Below are 845 nucleotides of genomic sequence, written 5' to 3'. Positions count from 1 at the left end.
CAGCTTGCTGGTTGGGGTTGTGGGACGTCTCACATGGAGTTACAAAGGAACCGATTAAACGAAGAGGTCTGGAAAGGCCCGCCATAGAAGGTAAAAGCCCTGTAATTGAAAGTCTGTTCTCTCCGAGACGGATCCCGAGTAGTGCGGGGCACGTGAAATCCCGTATGAATCTGCCAGGACCATCTGGTAAGGCTAAATACTACCTAGCGACCGATAGTGAAGCAGTACCGTGAGGGAAAGGTGAAAAGCACCCCGGGAGGGGAGTGAAATAGAACCTGAAACCGTGTGCTTACAAGAAGTCAGAGCCCGATCTATGGGTGATGGCGTGCCTTTTGTAGAATGAACCGGCGAGTTACGTTCCCGTGCAAGGTTAAGGTGAAGAGCCGTAGCCGCAGCGAAAGCGAGTCTGAATAGGGCGACTTAGTACGTGGACGTAGACCCGAAACCGTGTGATCTACCCCTGTCCAGGGTGAAGGTGCGGTAACACGCACTGGAGGCCCGAACCCACGCATGTTGAAAAATGCGGGGATGAGGTGGGGGTAGCGGAGAAATTCCAATCGAACTCGGAGATAGCTGGTTCTCCCCGAAATAGCTTTAGGGCTAGCCTCGGTGTAAAGAGTCGTGGAGGTAGAGCACTGATTGGGTGCGGGGCCCGCCAAGGGTTACCAAGCTCAGTCAAACTCCGAATGCCATAGACTTATAACCGGGAGTCAGACAGTGAGTGCTAAGATCCATTGTCAAAAGGGAAACAGCCCAGACCATCAGCTAAGGTCCCCAAGTGTGTGTTAAGTGGGAAAGGATGTGGAGTTGCAAAGACAACCAGGATGTTGGCTTAGAAGCAGCCA

General features: G+C 52.7%; 1 rRNA gene. It reads left to right on the top strand.

Annotated features, from left to right (window positions below):
• Positions 1-845, top strand: a 23S ribosomal RNA gene (locus AB4Y43_RS40435); the annotation flags it as partial.

The organism is Paraburkholderia sp. BR10872 (genome assembly GCF_040965835.1).
Classification (GTDB): Bacteria; Pseudomonadota; Gammaproteobacteria; order Burkholderiales; family Burkholderiaceae; genus Paraburkholderia; species Paraburkholderia nodosa_A.
This window is presented reverse-complemented; position numbering and strand designations above follow the sequence as displayed.